The following is a 19920-nucleotide window of genomic DNA, read 5'->3' as shown; positions in this document are numbered from 1 at the left end:
CTCAACTCCTTGCAGTGATAAACAAGAACCTAAAATGCTGATTTCCAACCAGATGCGTCGGAATTTAACATGTGGTAAATACCTTTTTAGTCCCCGGTCCTTGGAGAGCGGGCGGTGCCATTTTTCGGGCAAACCGCATACATGCATCGTACCTACGCAATTCTAGGGATTTTGCTTGGATTTGAATTAATATTCTGCTGAACTTATTCGTTCAACGACACTCACACTGAACTTTCTTCCCACCATCTCCCGCACGCTGAGGCAGCCACACAGGGTTGCTGAGGCCATCGAGCGCACAGAGGCGTGCTGCTCAGGAGACCGCTTTTGTGCCGCCGTTGCACGGTTGGTACCTTCTTGTTTTTACCATGTCCTTACCTAGTATGCCTGCTTCTACACTCCTGAACTCCCTGCGTCGCCGCAAGCGCTCCCTGGGCATCTTCATGACGATGCTGATGGCTCTTTGGCAGATCGTGGCGCCGCTCCCCGCGCGGGCGGCCAACTACTATTGGGACGTCAATGGCACCACCGTCGGCGCAGGTGGACCTGCAGCCAATGGAAGCTGGAATACCACCACCGGTACCAACTGGAATCTCGATCCGCTGGGGATCACTGCCCCAGCTGCATGGCTGGGAACCGCGGCCGACACGGCAGTCTTCAGCGCAGGCACGGATGCGACCGGCACTTCCGTCATCACAATCGACGAAGGTGCTGCCGTCACGCTCGGTGCACTTCGTGTGGAAGAAGGGAACGTCACCATCAACGGTGCCACCCTGGCAGACGTGCTGAATCTCTCCAACTCCGCCGGACTTGGAGGTCTGGTCGATGTGACCGGCAGCTCCGTGCTCACCATCAATGCAGGCATCATGGGTAATGCCGGTCTCACCAAGGTCGGCACAGGCAATCTCACGCTCGCCGGCGCGAACACCTTCACGGGCGATGTGGTCATCCGGAACGGTTCGCTCACCCTCACTGGTGGCTCAGCTCTCGATAACACGGTCAACGTGCGCAACGTGGGCCTCGGCAGCGTGCTGAACGTTAACGCGAGTGAGACCATCGGCGCACTCACCGGCACGGCGAACGCTTCCATTGTCCTCGGCTCCGGCGCTACTCTCACTGCCAACTATACCAATGGCGCGGCCACTGCTGGTGGCGCCACGATGGATTCGGACAGCACCGCAGGTCGCGTGGTGCGCCTGGACGGCAGCATCACCAATCCCCAGGTGGGCATGCTGGTCACCGGTACCAGCATTCCGGCGGGCTCGTACATTGTGCAGATCCTGGACGCCAACCACGTCCTGCTGAATACCCAGCCGACCCCGACCACCTCCAACTTCGCGCCCACCACCACTGCGGTGAGTGTGCTGCACAGCGCCATGTCCGGTGCAGGCGGCTTCACCAAGGACGGCACCGGCCTCCTCATTTTGACGGGTAATAATACCTACACGGGCGCCACCACCCTCAATAACGGTGACATCCAGATCGGCGGCGTGTGGACCGGCCAGAAGTATTCCCTCCACGATGTGCTTGGAGACAGCTCGCGCATCGAGTTCTCGGCCGTGAATACCACGAACCTGAACTTCGCCAACAGCGTAACGAACCTCCTTTCCTTTGAGCGCGTGGGCTCCCTCAATGGGGGCGCGGGTGCCAATACCAACATCAATCTTCTTGCCGGTGGCAACATCGCGGCGCTGGTCATCGGTGGGGATAACACCGACAGCATCTTCAGCGGGCAGTTCCTTGGCGATAATGGAGCCACCCTCCTATACAAGGAAGGGACGGGCAATTTCACGTGGACCACGGGCGCGGCGAACGCCTTTGATGGTCCGCTCTTCGTGGAAAACGGCACCTTCACCATCGCCGGTGCGACAGGCTTCGATGCCTCCAACGAAGTGTACATGAGCAACCGTGGTGCCACGTTGACGATTACGACCACGGGTACTGAAACCATTCCCTTCCTGCATGGCGGCGCCGGGGCGGTTCGTACGACCCTCGGACCAAACCAGCAGGTCACCGGTGGTCTTGTGGGCAATTTCCTGACGTCGGTGGCTCCAATTGTGAACCTGACGACCAACATTATCGTCAACGAAGCCACGGCGGCGAACGTCTTCACGTTCAATGGAGACATCCGGGGCGCGGGCAATTTTCAGAAGGCAGGTGCGCACACCCTTGTGCTGACTGGGGTGAGCACGAATGCACATACCGGCGAACTGACGATGAACGGGGGCGTACTCCGCATGGGCGTCATGGGCGCTGGCGCAGGTGTGGGTACACCGCTGTCGGACGGTCAGACAGGTACGCTTTCCACGGCGGCAGGCCTGCGCATGGTTTCCGGCACGTTGGATCTCAACAGCACCAGCCAGACCGTACTCAGGTTCAATGTCAACAGCACTGGCGGCACCATTCAATTGGTTAATGGTTCCCTCACTCTCGCCAATCAAACCACCCAAACCTATGCCGGCGTGTTCACTGGCAACTTGGCAAGCGTGGTCAATATCAATTCAGCGGCAGCCTCCACGCTCACGCTGACCGGCAACAACACCGGCTTTGGTGGTACCATTAATGTGGGAACCAACGCCGCGATCACATCGAATCGCACTGGCGGTGCATTTAATAGCACCGGCATTCCTGCTGCTCGCATCAATTTGAATGGCACGGGCACGCAACTTACGATTACCGCCGCAGACACCATCGGTTCCCTCGCGGGAACGGGGAACACGGTTCTCACGGCGGCACTCACCATTCGTGAAGGTGCCAGCGGCACCGTTTCTGCCGCAGGCTATTCCGGCGTCACCAGTGGCGCAGGTGCTCTCATCCTCGGCAACTACGGCGGCCTGACCGTCTCCGGCAACCTCGCCCACACGGGCGGCACGCAGATCAACTCTCATGCCGTACTCACCCTGAACTATGGTGCGGGGAATAACATCATTCCCACCACGGGGGCCCTCACATTGAACGGCGGCCGGATCCGCGTCATCAGCAGTGGTTCGACCATTCTGGAAAACGCGGCGTCTACCACCTTGGGAGCGGGCGCGTCCTCCATCCAGAGCAACTCCAGTTACAGTAACAATGGACAAGGCGGATTGGCGGGCATCAATCTTGGCGCCATCACCCGCGCTGCCGCCAACGGGGGCACCCTCTCGATTGGCAGCAATTCGGCGGCAACGTCCACGGCAAACACCAACGGAATCTTGGGTGGTTGGGCCACGTTCAATGGCACCACCTGGGCAGTCGCCAACGGCGCAACCTCAGCCATCACGGGTCTGGCGACCTATTCCACCGACACCTTTGGCCTGAACAATCACGTGGACGCCACGACCACCCAGGGCGGGGGCAACGCAGCTACCCTGCGCTTCAATACGGCCGCCAGCGTGGACATCAACAACACCATCTCTCCCGTGGTCTTGAGCCAGGGGGGTATCTTGGTCACCAAGAACGTGGGGGCCAATACCTCCATCATCAGCGGCAACCTTTCCAGTAGCGCTAGCAACGAACTCATCATCCACCAGCACAACATGTTTGGTGACTTGGTGCTGTCCGATGTGGGGGGAACCAACACCGTGATCACTACTGCAGGTGTGGGTCGCACCATCATCACCAACAACATCGCCGGTACCGGCACCACGAACATTGGCTACGGCTACCTGCAACTTGGCAACAACGGTACTACGGGTGGACTTGGATCTGGGAACATTCTGAACAACGGCACCCTCGGCGTGAAGCGCACTGACACCGCTCTCAACATTACCAGCGTCATTTCTGGCTTGGGTAACTTTGAGCAGCTCGGCTCCGGCACCACGACCTTGAGCGGCGCGAATACGTTCGCCGGCCGTGTCACGGTCCGTGCAGGCACGCTGAGCATCACGAACAATACAGCTCTCGGCGCTGCATCGACTGCACCCACTAACATGTGGGCGAACCTGACCACCGTGGCCTCGGGTGCCACGCTCGATATCAATGTGACAGCCGGTGGCGCTATCACCGAGTTCCTCAACCTCGAAGGCGGCACGGTCTCCCTGCGTAGCGCAGCAGCCACCACCCTCGCTGGCCCCATCTTCCTCAGCAACAGCAGCACGATCAACCTCGCCAACACGGGCGCCGCAGTGAGCCACCTCATCACTGGTGAAATTTTCAGTGCCCTTCCAGGCACCCAGGACCTCACCTTCACGGCGGTGTCTGGAGGCACAGCCACCGTGGTTCTTGCCCCAGGAGCGACCACCGGCTCCCGCTGGCGCGACACCACTATCGGCGCAGATGTGCGTCTCCAGATTGGCAACGGTACTGGTACCCGTGGTTGGCTGGGCACCGGGAGCGTCGTGAACAACGGCGCCCTCATCTTGAACACGAGCAACGGCCATCTCGTACTGGGCAACACCATTACAGGATCCGGCACGCTGGCGCTAACTCGGTCCGTCTCGGGTAATACCTATCTCACGGGAGACCTGAGCGGATTCTCCGGTACGTTGCTGGTCAGTTCGACCACCGGCGTCAATGCCAACTCCATCGCTGAAATCGGCAATGACACCTATGCCAACAGCTTTGGCACGGGGGCGATTAACATCGTGTCCAATGCCTTCGCGGGTACGTCGGGCATCGCTTCTTTGCGTTCCCACCTGAACCAGGACGTGGTTCTCAACAACACGATCACCCTCACTCCGGCGAATGATCTTACCAACGCCAAGAATGCCCAGTTCATTCGTGCGGGTCTCGGCAACATGACCGTGACGGGGGACATCAACCTGGGCCTCACCAACGCGGGAACTGGTACGCAGCGCAACCTGATCCAGAGTGAAGCAGGCGGCAAACTCATCCTGGCAGGGGCCATCAACAACGCTGATGCCACACACATCCTCAACATCGTGAACAACAACATTGTGGTCATCGCCGGCTCCGCCAGCCAGAACTACAATGGGGTGCTCTCCGGCAACAACGTCTGGGTTTTCAGAAACAGCGGCACCACCACTCTGTCTGGTGCCAATACCGCGAACGCCAGCAGCTACATCCAGAAGGGTACCGTGGAGTTCACTGGAGGTGCGGCATCCAACGACGACGCCGACTGGCATGTCTTCAAGAACGCCACGCTCAAAATCACCCAGACGGAAACCATCGGCCAGTTGTACATGCAGCGTGGCGGTACTGTTGACATCGCCTCCGGTCAGACCCTCACGGTCGATGACACGGGCGCCCAGCTTATTGCTGGCAGCATCACGGGGGCAGGGGGTAATCTCACGCTCACCAACAACTACATGGCGATGTACGGGACGAACACGGCCACGGGCGTGCTGACCCTGAATGGTGGAACGATTCAGACCACGAGTCTGGCGAATGCGATTGGGAGCTTCACGACGGTGAACCTGGGTTCCGGCACCGGCGCGGGCAACCTGGAATATATCGGCTCAGGTGAAACCTATGCGGGCAACTTCGAGCTTTCCAACAGCACAGGCGGTGCCCGTATCACGGCCAACGGCACGGGAGCCCTCATCCTGAGTGGTAACATCACCAGCTCCGCGGGTGTCAAGAACCTTGACCTGACCGGTCAGACGGGTGGCTATTTCAATCCCATCAAAAATGTGATCAGCGGGGTCATCTCGGAAGGCACGGGCACCCTGACACTGCGCGTGAATCCGAAGACGGTCGACGATGATCGCTTCGGCCTGACCGGGCGCTGGGTCCTGAACAATGCGGGCAATGACTTCTCCGGTAACATCGTGGTGAACATGAGCATGCTGGAAATCGGCGGCAACATTGGCACTGGTGGGACAGTGGGCACAAGCCAGCTCGGTGACCTCAGCGTGGCCCGCACCATCGACCTTGGCACGAATGATGGCAACGGCCGCCGCTATGACATGTTCGGCGGTGGGGACGCGATCGGCGCTGCAGGTTCCAACCAGGGAACGAACACGATTACGCCAAACTCCGGCTCCACAGGTACCATCATCTTCAATGGCACCAACGCAGGCACCTTCGTCCTTCCCTCGAACGTGACCATCACCCAGTCGTACAGCAGCACGACCAACCCTGGCTCCGGCCAGATCATCAACGATGGCACCACGGTGGTGAACATTCAGGGGGCATTTACCTCCGGGGCTGACGGCAACCGCACCTGGTTCCTGGATGGTACCAATACCGGAGCGAACACCATCTCTGGAAATATTTCCAACGGCAGCAACAACACCGTGTCCCTCACCAAGGAGGGCGCCGGCACCTGGGTTCTCTCAGGTACGAACAGCTACACGGGCACGACGACGGTGAACAACGGCATCCTGCAGATCAGTGGTGGCGCTGCCATCGCAGACACCGCCATCGTCGCCGTGAGTGCAGCAGGTGGCGATGGTCTCTATTCCGGTACCGCCCGCTTCCACGTGCTGCAGAGCGAGAGCATTGGTCGTCTTCAGGGCAACGTCGGCGGGGACGTGAGGATTGACGCAAGCCAGACGCTTACCCTTGTGGGCACGACCAGTGATACCTACAGCGGTACCATCACTGGTGGCGGCGGTTTCACCCGCACCATCTCCTCGGGAAGCACCGGACCGACCCAGACACTGACCAGTGCCAGCAGCAGTTATACGGGCGCAACCACACTTGGTGTGACCGGCACTGCCACGGCGAATACGGGCATCACGGTCTATCACCTTGCGAACGGCGGCTCGAACAGCGGTATCGGCGCCTCGACAAATGCAGCAAGCAACCTTGTCTTCACCACGAGCACCGCCGGTTCAAATGGTGGCATTCTCACCTGGTCGGGATTCACCGACCAGAGCACGGACCGCCTCTTCACCATGGGGCTCGGAACGGCCGGCGCCCGCATCAATGCGAGCGGCACGGTGGTCGGCATGACGGTCCCCAAGATTACCTTCAGCAATACAGGGGCCATCGCATTCACGGGTTCGGGCGCACGTACTCTGACCCTGGGAGGCGCGGCCCTCTCGAACAATGAATTCCGTCCACAGATCACCGACGGTGGTGGGGCGACCTCACTGATTAAGACTGATGCCGGTTTGTGGCTTGTCAATCCTGATGAGACCCTGGGCAACACCTACACCGGCGGCACGACCATCTCTGGTGGTACGTTGGCGATTCAGAAGGGTAATGCCCTCGGCACGAACACCATCACCATCAATGGTGCCGGTGGGGTCGGCCTGGAAGTGCGCAATGGCGTCACGCTCACCAACGCCATCACTAACCTTACTACCGACGGTGGTGTTCGTGCTTCAAGCGGGACCAACGTCTTCAGTGGCCTGATTACCCTGACGGGCCAGATGCGTGCGTCCGTGGACGCGGGGGCCTCGCTTGAGTTCAGCAATTCCACCAATTCCCTGACGGGTGCCGGAGCCCTGGTCAAATTGGGCGACGGCACGCTCATCCTTTCCGGAACGAACAACGCCACGGGAGCAACGTTCGCAAGGGACGGCATCCTCCGCCTGGAGTACGGTACCAACGACACCAGCAAGCTCGCAAATGGAGCTGCTTTGACCTTGGGTGGCATTGGTGGACTCACCGTCCCGGGCATCGACGACAGTGTGGGTGGTAATCAGACGTATATTTCCGGCCAGGGTGGCGGCACGGTGGAACTCAGCGGAGGCACCCATGGCGAAATTGTCCTTTCCACGACGATTGATACTGGCTCCAACTCGATCATCCGCGCGGTGGGGAGCTTGGCCACCATCAACCTGAATGCCATTACCAGAAACGCGGGCGGCACCATCAATTTCGGTGCAGCCAGTATTGCCACAACTGACACTCTCAACACCAATGGCATCCTTGGCCCAGGTTACGCAACCGTCGGAAAAACGGACTGGGCGGTGAATTCGGTGAATGCAGTTGATAGTGCGATTACGGCACTGGCCAGCTACAGCGCAACATTCGCCGCTGCCAACAACGTGGATGTAACCGCTGCGGCCCTGGGCACGGCGGCAAATACGCTGCGGTTCAACCAGGCGGCGGGCGGCACCTATACTCTCGCGGGAACCCTGAACATGTCGGGCGGGGGTTTCCTGGTAACTTCGAATGTTACCGGAGGAGCGGTGATTATCTCTGGTGGCACGATCCGCAATAACGCCACCACCGCGAACTTGGAAGCGCTGATTATCCACCAGCACAGCTCCCAGGCATTGCAGATTGACTCCGTAATCGCGAACAATACCAACGCCCAGGCATTGACCAAGGTGGGAACCGGCAAGCTGTATCTCAATGCCCTGAACACCTTCACCGGCGCATTGCATCTCAGCGAAGGTGAAATCCAGGTCGGGGGCACGGCAGCGGCGCCTTCCACGGCTACCAACGCCCGCATCGGCAACACCAACAACGCCATCAACCTGGCACTTGGCACGACGCTGCGATTCAATACCACCGCGACTGTCTACGATACCGGCGTGATTACTGGTGACGGCCAGATTATTCTGGATGCAGGCACGTTGCTCTTCAACGATGACAGCGGGAGCTTCCACGGGAACATCACGTTCAACGGAGGCACCGTCCAGTTGGCTGGCAATAGCAATGCGCTGGGTAGCTTGCGTGGACTGCTGGCATTCAACAACGCCGTCAACCTCAACTTCAATGACACCCGCACCTATGCCAAGGTGACCTCCTACAGCCAGGGAACCACCGTGAACGTCACCAATACTGCGTTCGCAGGCACGTTCTCCGGCACGCAGAACTTCAACAACACCACTGCGGCTGGTCTCAACTTCAACGTCTCCGCCCCAACCACAGCAGGGACGGTGGCGCTGAACCTCTCGGGCATCATCTACGGGAACAGTGGCTTCACCAAGTCGGGCAATGGCATCCTGCAGATCAGCGGGGTGAACTTCTCTGACGTGTATGACGGCTACACCAGTGCCAACAAGTCCGCGACCTTGCTGGGGCAGATCCTGGTGAACGGGGGCGTTCTGTATGTGGGTAACTCCCGCGCCTTGGGAGGCATGGGAACGGGTAACGAGACCATTGTGGCCTCGGGAGCAACCCTTGACTTGCGCGATGCGGACCTGAACTTCGCAGACGACAGCGCTGCCAGCCGCGAGATCATTCGCATCCAGGGAGCGGGCTTCAACAACACCGGCGCCCTGCGCAATACCGCGGGAACCGGCAACATCTCCTTCCTTACCCTGGATGGAAATGCCACGGTCAACACCGGTGGTACCTACAACGGCTCTGCGCTGCAGATCGCGACCTTCGATACGAATCTCCAGAATGGAAACACGAATACGGCGAATGCGTTTACCCGCAACCAACCGGTCATTGCTGGTGGTGGTTTTGACCTGACCGTGATTGGCGGTCGCGCTGCCACGGACAACCTGGTCTTCTTTGACCCCACCTTCTCATCGGCTCTCAACAAGCTGATCATCCGTGAAGGCGGCACTCGCTTCGTGAAGGAGACGTCGTCGCAGACGGCCTTCGACGGTCTCAAGGCCGCAGACTTCACCAACGGCATCGAGATTGCCTATGGTGGACCTTCCGCAGTGGATGCGACGGGTGTCATCACCGGCACGGGTGCCATTGTAGGTGCGCGCCTCTACTTGCTGAACATGACGAACATCCACAACACCGCGAACATCACCATGGACGGTGTGATGGCGGGGGCGAACGGGGGATTCAACTCCATCACCGCGGACTTCTTGAATATTCCCGACAGTTCCACGTTCCTCGATGGCACGCTCACCCTCACGGGTGCAGCAAACAGGAACCTGATCATCTCGGATTCCGCGGGTGGCTACTCGGTGGCGGAGCAGGGGAACCTGACCGTGGCACCGGCGACGAAGTTGGTGATTGGCGGCGTTATTCAGGGAACGGGCGGCTTTACCAAGCAGGGCTCATCCGAAGTGCGTCTGACCAATGTGAACACCTTCAGCGGTGACTTGAACGTGCTGCGCCTGGGCACCAGTGCCGCCCCATGGGAGACGCACACCTATCAGCTTAACGGTGTGAACTACACCACCAACGGCCTGGCGGAAGGCTGGGCGGAATACAGCCTGACCCTCAATGGTGCTTTGGGTTCCATGACGGACGTCGCCAACATCAACCTGCAGCGTCGTGGCATGATCACGCTGGACAACACGACCCGCCTCGATGCGACCTCTGGCGTGACTGGCGGCAACAACAACAACCGTATCGCGGATGATGCCGTACTGAACATGCAGAACGGCTGGCTGCGCATCAATGGCGGCACGGTCAACAACACCGAAGTGCTCGGAACGGTGAACGCGCTTTCCGGTACCAACGTGGTGGACCTGTACCCCACGGACGGTGCGAACACCGAAATGACGTTGACCATCACCAACCTCAACCGCGATCCGGGTGAGGGGATCATCCGGTTCCAAAACTTGGATGCGACCTCAAAATTCAGCACGGTTGGCGGTGCCGAAAGCGTCCGCGTCGCTGTGACGAACATGAATATCGCCCAGATCGGCGGCAACGGCGCTGCCAACACGACCACGCGCAGCATCGTGCAGGGCGTCTTCGGTGGGGTGATTCCGCTTGGCCTGGACACGGACCTTCGCATTCTTGGCTTTGCCAACGGCAACGTCACCGACTTGTGGAACCAGCAGCGCAACCTCCAGTCCCTGGCAAGCAGCCATTTCATGACCTATGAAAACGGGTACCTCCGCCCGCTGGATGATGATGAGTACTTCTCTCCGACGGATGGCATTCTTAGCCCCAGCATTGGCGCCAACCAGAATGTGAACCTGAGCGATGTCTTCACCATCGTGAAGCAGAACACATCCATCAACGCACTGCGCTTTGGCGCTCTCAGTGATCATGATGGTTCAGGCGGCCAAGTCTCTGCAGGCTCCATCCTCAGTTCGGTCATCGATCAACACGCGCTGAACCTGATGGTGGACGGAACGCTGACCATCAACTCCGGCATGATCAGCAGCGGTTATTTCGCCATCGGAAATGCCAGCATTTCGACCGTCATCATGGGTGGCAATCTGGACTTCAATGGCCAGGAAGCCATCATTAACAACCAGAACGGTGCATACATCACCACCTCAGGCACCATCAACAGCGGCAGCCTGGAAATCCGGTCCAACATTGTCAATGCAAACGGCCTTCACAAGACGGGTTTCGCGCAGGTCATCCTCGATGGCAACAACAGCTACACCGGACTGACGACCGTGAGTGAAGGGACCCTGTTCCTGCGCAACGGTCGCACGGCCCTGGGTGCTGGCGGAACAGGTAATGGCGTGGTGATCACTGGTAGCGGCAGCCTCAGTTCCGGCAATGGTATCACCGTGGGCAGCGCCACAGCCCGTGAGGACATCTACATCGGAGCGCTGTCCGGGGACAATCAGGTCATGCGTAACGACAACGACGTCACGGTCTGGTACTCCAACCTCACGGTAGATAATGTGGACATCAGCGGTCAAACGCTCTTCACGCCCCGCGTGCGCACGGACAACAGTGCGACCAGCATCATCTACGGAAACATTGGTGGTGGCAGCACCGCGGTTTCGAATGACGTCGCCCAGATTGATTCACGGCGCCTCTCCTTCAACTCGGCAGGTAACAACGTGTTCATCATCCGCGGTCAGATTGGTGACAAGTTGGATGGTAGTGGGAATGCCGTATCCATTGCCGATCCCATTTCGATGCTGCCCACGCTGGGAGGAACGCGCACGAACGAAAATGAAGCGCTTAGGGTGAACCTGGGTGGGGGCTCTCTGGAGACCAACTTCATTCTGGATCGGCAGTACAACGCTGCCGGCCGTCTTGAGGTCGAGCAGGGCCTTCTGCTTGTGAACTACGATCCCACTGCGGCCGGGAATGACGGTACCGGGTTCTGGACGAACACGGCCATCAGCAAGATTCCCAATGGCGATTCCACCACCACGACTGCCAGCGTGAATGGAGGCATGACCCAGCAGGGCTTCACCCTCACCCAGGGTACGGGCGGTACGGTGAACAACAACGGCAATGCTGGCGTGTTCCTCACCCGGGACGGGCAGGTCTTTAACATGGCCTCCTGGACCATGGGCGGCACGGGCGCCAAGTACATTGGCGGTATCAATCAGAGTGGAACCGTCACCTACGGCACCGGTACTGGTACTCTGACGTTTGCACAGACGGCCGCGCAACTCTACGCGATGGATGGTGGAACGGTGGTCTTCAACCAGCGTTTCGTCGGGAACATCGGTACGGCTCCGTCGAGCTTCGGCTTTGTGAAAAATGGTCGCGGAACCATTGAACTGCGGAACAGCACAGCTGGTGCTGCCGATTCCAACTTCGTGATTGCGGGCGGTACTTTGGTCCTCAATCACTCGGGGGCTACGCCAGCGGCACTGGTGGGCGTCCAAAACGCCCGATTTGATGGCGGCACCATTATTGCCCTTGCCTCCTCGGCAGCTAATACCACGACGAACTTCGCTACGGACAATGCGGCGGCCCGCGTGCTGAACTACAGCGTGGGTGGCACGGAAGTTGTCGCCCGCACCGTCAACGCTCGCAACATGACCATCAACATGGGCAATGCGAACACGAACAGCAGCACCTCCAACTTCACGCGCGGCGCTGGCGCCACGGGTAACTTGGTGGAGGACAACGCTGCTGGTGGTACAGCTCAGATCACGCTGAACTTCAATCCCAGCAGCACGGCGGCGGCGAAAGATGCGGTGATTGCCTGGCTGACCTACGGCACGCAGGCACGCAAAGCCATCGACTTCGCCCAGGTGGTGAGTGCGAGTTCCAACGATGTGGCATCTTTCGGAAGCATCCGTACTGCGGGCCATGTGAATAACAATGTGGCCACATGGACGGCAGGTGGAAACATCTCGGAAGCCGGTGGCGCTGGATTCAGCGGCACGCTCGCAGGTCCGCTGAGCATCTCGACCCTTCGGTTCGACGCCAATTCCGACAGCATTGTCGATCTCGGCGGCAATACACTCACCGTCGCGGGCACAGGCCTGGCAACGTCCACGGGAGCCATCCTGGTCAGCAGCAACGTGGGAGCCGTGAACAAAACCATCACGGGCACCGCTGGTGCGGCACTCACGACCACGGGCGGGGACGCGGAACTGGTGATCCATCAGTACGGCGCCGGCAACCTCAACATCGACGTGGCGATCACCGGCACGATCGACCTGACTATCGCGGGTCCCTCGACCACCAACGCGTCCACGATCGGAACGACCGGGGCGGTGGTGCTGAAGCGAGCCAATTCCTACGACGGCCAGACATTCATCAACGGTGCTGTCCTGAGCTTTGACAATGCGAACCAGTTGGGGGTCAACCCTGGTTCTTCCACGGTCTCCCGCATTGTGATGAACGGCGGTACTCTGCGCTACACCGGTGTTGGACTCATGAGCCTTGGCAATCGCGGCATTACCTTCAATGGCAACGGCGGTACGATCGACGTGGCGGACGGGGGCGGTGAGCTTTATATCGATGATAACATTGCCACGACCACCACGCAGTTCCGTGGCGACATGGTTAAGGTGGGTGCCGGTACCCTGACCCTGAACGGCAATTCGGGCAACAACTCCGGCTTCCTCGGACTTATGGACATCCGCCAGGGCACCCTGCGCATCAATGGCAATACGGGAACTGGCGCGACGGGCACGAGCACCATCCTGGGCAGCACGGTGAGCTATGCGGATGGCACCATTTTCCGCAGCGGTACCAACTTCGCCATTCAGATGGGAAATGGTAGCGACTCGGGTGATTGGAGTTTCGATGAGTGGATCACTTTTGAAGGCAACAACTACGTGAGCGTGGGTACCATCAATACCCAAACCGGCAACGTGAGCACCACACCCGGATTCGCGGATCCGAACAACGAACGCCCGGTCAACTTGAACGGTGTCATCACCATCAATGGTGCCGTGACCTTCGACGTCGTCAGTGGTCAGACCCTGCGTCTGAACAACAGCAGCACCCTGTACACCACTGGCACCGGGGACATGATCAAGGATGGCCAGGGCACCATGAGCCTGAACACCAACAACCATGACTTCATGGGCAACATCATTGTGCGTCAGGGACGTTTGCTGGGCGTGGGCCAGGCGGATGTCTTCGGACGTGGCTATACGATTGGCAGGAAAGTGACCCTCGGTGACGCCAACCGCCAGGGTATCGCGGAATTCGCCATCAATGGTGACCAAATCCAGAACCAGATCGTGGAAATCAACCATGACATTGATGTGGTGTACAACCCTGCGCAGTTGAAGCGCCTCACGTTCGAATCCTTTGCGAACGGGAACCAGATCGACATGAACGGGGATATCACGATGAATGATAACCTCCAGGTGTACATCAATGACGCGGCGGAAGTCGGTGGCAGCCAGAACTACGTGAACTTCAACGGCGTGCTGAAGGACGGTGCGACTACCAGTGGCAACCTGCTCATCACGGGTGACGACACTGGCAACGCCAACGACAACACGAACGGTCGCCCCTACAACTACCTGGTTCTCAAGGGTGACAACAGCCTGTGGACGGGCGATGTGCGCCTCAATACGAACACCAGCTACGACCAGGACCAGAACGCCATCCTGCGTCTGGAGCATGCCAAGGCTCTTACCGCAGCCAACGACGTGGACATGGGCTTCAATTCCATCCTCCAGGTCGGCGGTGGTGCTCGCACCATCGGTTCACTGAGCACCAACGGCGGTACGGGTCCTTTCATCGGAACGGAAGGTACGATGGGTGCCAGCAACAGCAGCACCGAGATCATTGAGAATGCCGCGTCGACCGTGGGCACACTGACCATCACCCAGTCCACTCCGGTAACGACCGAAGTGCAGTGGGATGCTCACTTCCGTGACGGCTATATCAACAGCCAGTTCTTTGCCCCGGGCACCAACCAGGTGGCTTCCGCCGCGCTCAATGTGGTGAAGGCAGGCAACGGCTGGGCCACGATGACTCTGGACAACAACTACACCGGTACCACAACGGTGACGGGCGGTGTCCTTCAGGTCGGGCGCGGTGGAGTGGGTGACACCGGTGCTTCCAATGCTGCCGGCCTCACCTCGAACGCAGGAACCATCGTCGCGGGTACCGGCGTCATCCAGGGCAACAGCGTGGTCAGCGGTGCGCTCCGTCCTGGTGACGAAGCGGGCTCGACCATGGGCACCCTCACCGTGAATGGCAACCTCACGCTGGGTTCGACCTCAGTGACCACGCTGCAAATCCAGCGCTCGAGCTACACGGCTGTCAATGCGGTCCACTTCACCGATGTAGAGTACTCGGCGTGGGCGAGCAACGTGAACTCGGATACGACTTACGGCCATCTGCTGGATGACCCGGTCACGACCGCACAGCACGACCAGTTGCGCATCACTGGCAACGTGACCTTCACCGCAGGCTCGACTATCAAACTGGTGAACAATGGCTACACCGCCATGCATGGTGATGTGTTCAATCTGATGGATTGGACCAGCATCATCGGTGCAGACCTTGATGTGGGTGGCGTGGAGTGGAATGGTGCCTTGCTTCGTACCGGTGCAGAAGTGGGAACGCAGCTCGAACTCTTCGAACTGGGCGCTGGCTACTACTGGGACGTGAGTCAATTCAACGACCACGGCATCGTCATGGTGGTGGTTCCTGAACCAGGCAAGGCGTTGCTGCTGCTCTTCGGCCTGCTGGCGCTCGGCTTCCGCCGCCGCCGTCGGAGTGTGGTGTAAGGGCGTTGCCGCTTCGGCTTAGGATGCCTTCAATGTCCAAGGGGTCGGTGGCTTGAGCCGCCGGCTCCTTTCGCTTTAAACGGGGGCGCAGGGTGGCCGAAAGCCCCGTTTCGGGTTGGTGCGAGTCCGTCAGGTTCGCTGGAAGAGCTGCGGTTCTTTGATGGGTTACGCAACGGCACTGCTGGATACCAGTGGCTGAGGATTGGAGAAATGGTGGACAAAAAAATAGAGTGAAGAAATAATTGCCTTAAATTGCATCGAGTAAATTGGCCATCAAGCAAAGCCGTGCGCTGGAGGTATTTGGTTGGGCGAGTCGATAGCTGGGTGGGAAAACCCGGCAGGGGCGTGCTGTGGCATGCGGTAGGCTTTCGGACAAACTCCATGACGCCTTCTGACGATGGCTGAGAACAAGCGAAGTGTTTCTCCAAGTGTTGTCAGTCGTTGAAAACCAAATGTTTACGCAGATCACGAAGCTTGACGGATCGCCGGAAATTGGGTGCAATCGTTTCGTGCCTGTAGGGTGGCCGGAATTATGACTACATTTGAAGAATACCTTACGGTTTTAGACTTGTTATATCGACTATAATTACTATGATTTATCTGAAAACACCATACACCCCATGAAACTCGCGGAATTCGACCATCCGATTCATACCAAGAAGATCCTCGTGGCGGACGATGAACCAGCCATGAGAGAACTGCTTGGGGAAATGTTCAGAAGCGCTGGATTCAACCACCTCATTTTTGCCTCCAACGGCAGTGCGGTGCTGGACCTGGCACTCGCGGAGAATCCCCAGCTCATTGTGCTGGACGTGATGATGCCGCGCGGCAACGGACTGAGAGCTCTGCGCAGCCTCCGGGAGAATTCCAAGACAGCCTCGATTCCGGTGATCATGATGAGTGGTTTCGGCCTCGGCGCGTTGACCAGCGCGGCGGAGGGCTTCACCTCCCATTTCATCGCCAAGCCTTTCACCTGTGAGGAACTGGTGGAGCGCGCCAGCGGCCTGCTTTCGCATCGCTTTGAGGAAAGCAACACTGGTCATCGCATGTCCTTTGGTGATCCGGCGGCGTTCGTTTGATTGATTGACGGATTGATTTTCTTCAAGGGAAGGAAGCTCTGCGCCAACCCGGGTTGGACTGCGGTGAACCTGCCCACCAGCCAGTAGACGACAAAAGAGACGAGAATTTAGCGCTCGTCATCATGCGACGGTAATTCGTCGTCCTGCGCCAGGCGTCATGATACGCCAGGAATGCGCGTCTCTTCTAATCTTCATGGCGGAGCCATGTCCGCATCGCGAAACTTGCGCGTGCGTCATGTCGTGGTATTTTCCGGCTTCCCGTACTCCAACTGACTCCGTGCTACATTTCATGATGCGGCTGCCTGCATAAACAAAAGGCAACGCATCCCGCGCTCCACCGAAGTGGTGTGACGCGCTCTCATTTTCCCAGGCCTGGCTTTGCCATGGCCATCTCATACCATGATTGATTATAGACAATTGTTTGAAACCATCACCCAGGATCCCCGCTACCTCGCCAATCTCGATTGGGGCAAGGCGCGTGCAGGTCATCCGGAGGGCACAGTGCGTGCCCACATCGCCGAGGTGGAAGGCAACCTGAACCGGCTGCGTTCCCGGCTCTCCGATGACGAGTACTGGCGCCTGCTGGTGCTCGTGCACACGCATGATACCTTCAAGGCGGAAGCGGTGAAGGGTGTCGCCATTCTCGACCCACGAAGCCACGCGTCACTCGCGTGCGCGTTTCTCGCGGAGTTCTGCGATGACGTCGACATGCTCGCCATCGTCCAATACCATGATGAGCCCTTTGCCCTCTGGCGCCAGACGAATGCCAGCGGTGGATGCAATGAGGAACGCCTGGCCGCGCTGTTGGAAAACATTCGCGACTGGAATCTGTTTCTCGCCTTTTGCCTCGTGGACGGCTGTACCGAAGGGAAGGGGCGCGAGCCCCTGCTCTGGCTCTTCGAGACTGCCGCACTGCACGAGGTGCAGTCGAGGTTCAGCGTGGAGGATGTGATGTAATTCCGGAGGTTAGGCCTCCGGCCTGACAGTGGGCGTTGGGCCTCTGGCCTGACGGCAGCCGATAAGTGCACCCATGTGCGTGGGCCCAACCACGCACGTGGACACATGTAACTTCAGCCCTTTTTCTTCTTCCGCTCAAAGCGGTTCTCTGTGCCAGCGAGCATGCGGGAAATGTTCGAGCGATGGCGCACCAACACGAGCACCGCGATGACGATGCCAAAGGCCAGCAGCACATAGTTCCACGTGCCGTTGATCGTCATGAGGACCGCTGCCGCCGTGGGCAGAGTGAATCCCGCAAGAATGGATGCCAAAGCCACATAGCGGGTGGTGTAGAAGGCGACCACCCAGACGATGATGGCAATCAGCAACACCAGCGGCGCGAGACCCAGCATGGCACCCGCGGTCGTGGCCACGCCCTTGCCACCCTTGAATCCGAGCCAGAAGGTGAACATGTGGCCCAGCACGGACGCTGCGGCACACAGGGCAGCCACCAGCGTGGCGGTATTCACGTCGGTGGCTTCGCGATGCTGCATCCACCAAGCGGCGATGAATACCGGCAGGAAACCCTTCAACGCATCCAGCGCAAAGACCGGGATGCCAATCTTCTTGCCCAGCACGCGGATCACATTGGTCGCGCCGATGTTGCCGCTGCCATGCTTGCGAATGTCGATCCCCTTCAAGAGTCCCGCCCAGTAGCCAAACGGCAGCGACCCGCAGAACCAGGCGAGTGCGACGAGGCAGAAGGTGGGTAGCAAAGGAGGCATCACCGCAAGTAGCGCGAGGGCTCAGCCATGAGCAAGGCAAAAGCGACTCTATAAGCGGGTATGCGTTCAAAATAATACCCTGCTTCTTCCCGTCCACGAGCGTTGCGAGCGGGGGTTAAGCTTGGTATCCTTTGTTATGAGTGCACGCAGGCATATTGCCCCGGCGGAAGCTCTCCGCACGCTGGGCCAGCACATCCTTCTGGATGGATTTGGCATTGTCCTGGACCTTGAGAAGAGCAAGGGCTGCAATGTGGTGGATGCTGCTACGGGGCGGACCATCCTGGACCTGTATGGATGTTTCGGCTCGCTGCCCCTCGGATTCAATCACCCCGGGATGCATCGTCCCGAGGTTGAACGGGATCTATTGGTGGCCGCCCGGGCGAAGGCGGCGAACTCGGATGTGTATTCCACGCTGTACGCCGAGTTCGTCCGCACCTTCCGCGACGTCGCCGGACTGCCTCCGTTGGAGCGGTACTTCTTCATTGAAGGCGGGGCTCTCGCCGTGGAGAATGCCCTGAAGGCAGCCATGGACTGGAAGGTGCGGAAGAATCTGGCTGCAGGCCGTGGTGAGCGCGGCACGGCCATTTTGCATTTCGAGCAGGCGTTTCACGGGCGCAGTGGCTACACCTTGAGTCTGACAAATACGGACCCAGTGAAGACGGCGCACTTTGCGAAGTTTCCCTGGCCGAGGGTGGCGGCGCCTGCGCTGGACTTCAACCTGGCGGAATCGGACCGGGAGAAGGATGCCGCGCGCAAGGAGGCGCAGTGCGAGGCGGTGCTGCGGAATGTGGTGGAGCGTGACCACGAGGACATTGCCGCGATCATCATTGAACCCATTCAAGGTGAGGGCGGCGATCGTCACTTCAGTGCCGCCTGGCTGCGCGCGCTGCGCAAGGTATGCGACGAGCATGACATCCTGCTCATCTTTGATGAAGTGCAGACCGGTGGAGGTACCACGGGGCGCATGTGGTGTTGCCAGCACTTTGGAGTCCTGCCGGACCTGCTGGCCTTCGGCAAGAAGGTGCAGGCGTGTGGGGTGATGGCCGGGCCGCGCCTGGATGAGGTGCCGGATAATGTCTTCCGCCTCTCGGGCCGCATCAATTCCACCTGGGGCGGAAGCCTGGTGGACATGGTGCGCGCCACGCATGTGCTCCGGCTCATCGAGCAGGAGGGGTTGCTGGAGCATGCGGCCTTTGTGGGGGACAAGTTTCTGGAGGCCCTCCGCATCTTCTCAAGCGTGCATCCCGTGATCACGGCGGTGCGTGGGCGTGGGCTCATGATCGCCTTTGACCTGCCCACCCGCCAGATTCGGGACGAGTTCTACAAGGGACTGTACGACCTGGGACTGCTGGCGCTGCGATCCGGGGAACGATCCATCCGCTTCCGTCCGGCATTGGACCTCCCGGAGAGTGCGATTGATCGGACCATTGAGATTCTCGAGAAGCAATGCCGGCGCACTTCGCTTCCCGTCGTGTGAGTGCGCTCCTCCTATTGGCCACCTATTGT

Annotated in this window: 5 protein-coding genes; 4 read left to right on the top strand and 1 reads right to left on the bottom strand. The window is 59.2% G+C overall.

All coding sequences use genetic code 11. The features are described 5' to 3' along the window. The first annotated feature begins 380 nt into the window (after positions 1-380). The 3 genes from G5S37_RS22940 (at position 381) to G5S37_RS22930 (ending at position 17650) form a co-directional block, all read left to right on the top strand. On the top strand, positions 381-15614 hold the full coding sequence (locus G5S37_RS22940) for an autotransporter-associated beta strand repeat-containing protein (protein ID WP_165207029.1): 15234 nt from the start codon (positions 381-383) through the stop codon (positions 15612-15614). 620 nt (positions 15615-16234) lie between these two features. After that, positions 16235-16693: a response regulator gene (locus G5S37_RS22935; protein ID WP_165207020.1), complete on the top strand. Its 459-nt coding sequence runs from the start codon at positions 16235-16237 to the stop codon at positions 16691-16693. 399 nt (positions 16694-17092) lie between these two features. Beyond that, entirely contained in the window at positions 17093-17650 is a 558-nt protein-coding gene (locus G5S37_RS22930) for a hypothetical protein (protein ID WP_165207018.1), read from the top strand. A gap of 113 nt (positions 17651-17763) precedes the next feature. Here the strand turns inward: G5S37_RS22930 and plsY are convergent, their stop codons facing one another. Beyond that, entirely contained in the window at positions 17764-18414 is a 651-nt protein-coding gene (gene plsY / locus G5S37_RS22925) for a glycerol-3-phosphate 1-O-acyltransferase PlsY (protein WP_165207016.1), read from the bottom strand. A gap of 136 nt (positions 18415-18550) precedes the next feature. Between plsY and lat the strand changes: the two genes are divergently transcribed. Next, entirely contained in the window at positions 18551-19891 is a 1341-nt protein-coding gene (gene lat, locus G5S37_RS22920; RefSeq protein WP_165207014.1) for an L-lysine 6-transaminase, read from the top strand. Positions 19892-19920 lie beyond the last annotated feature (29 nt).

Source organism: Roseimicrobium sp. ORNL1 (genome assembly GCF_011044495.1).
GTDB lineage: Bacteria > Verrucomicrobiota > Verrucomicrobiia > Verrucomicrobiales > Verrucomicrobiaceae > Roseimicrobium.
This window is presented reverse-complemented; position numbering and strand designations above follow the sequence as displayed.